The organism is Priestia sp. KCTC 13724, from assembly GCF_056820425.1.
The window spans coordinates 1-717 of the sequence record NZ_JBXDLD010000114.1 but is presented as its reverse complement, the minus strand read 5'-3'; the positions used below and the strand labels follow the sequence as shown (position 1 = coordinate 717).

Annotated in this window: 1 protein-coding gene; it reads right to left on the bottom strand. The window is 38.1% G+C overall.

What is annotated here, in order from left to right:
- Positions 1 to 717 (bottom strand): IS1380 family transposase (locus tag AC1UFB_RS15050; RefSeq protein WP_482589442.1); only part of this gene is annotated, 717 nt, incomplete at both ends.

Here is a 717-nt window from a genome sequence, read left to right as displayed (position 1 = left end):
TAATGATCCTAGTACGTATGGTCTCTATTTGCATGTTCTTTTGTTCTTTTGGAAAGGAAAGGGTCCGCAACCAATTTGTTAAGTTATAGGCTAGAAGACTTACCAACATCTTTACTTCATTCACTTGGAATGCGTGGCTATTCATTCTATCTAAATTGAACCCATTTTTGGCTTCTTTGATGTAGTTCTCCATCGTCCCCCTTTTTTGATAAGCAAGGACGATGTCCTTTGGAGAAAAGGCATCTACTAAATTGGTTACAAAGAACGAATGGATAAAAAACAGTTCATTCGCTGGGCGTACAGATTTAACAATTACTTTTCTTGGTTTGGCCCATGATTTCGCTTGATAAATAGTTTCTTCAAAGTAGCATTCAGTTTTTGTAACATCAGATGGCATTGATGAAGGATGGAGTTCTTCTGCAATCCTCTGTAGATTAGCATTAGATTTTAGGCGGATGACAAAGTAAACCGATTCTTTGTCGCACAAATCATATAATGCAGGAACAGCAAAGCCACTGTCTCCACGAACAAACAATGTAGTCGCTGGGAATTTATCATTATAATGTTCAATCAGTGGTTGTATGAATTCTACTACACCAGTAGAGGTATACACATTTCCAGGACGTAGTTTAGCTTTAAGAAAATCGTCTGTTACGCCATCAAAGGCAACTAATGGATGGAAACCAACCGTTCCATAATGGGAATTAAAAGCCGCCT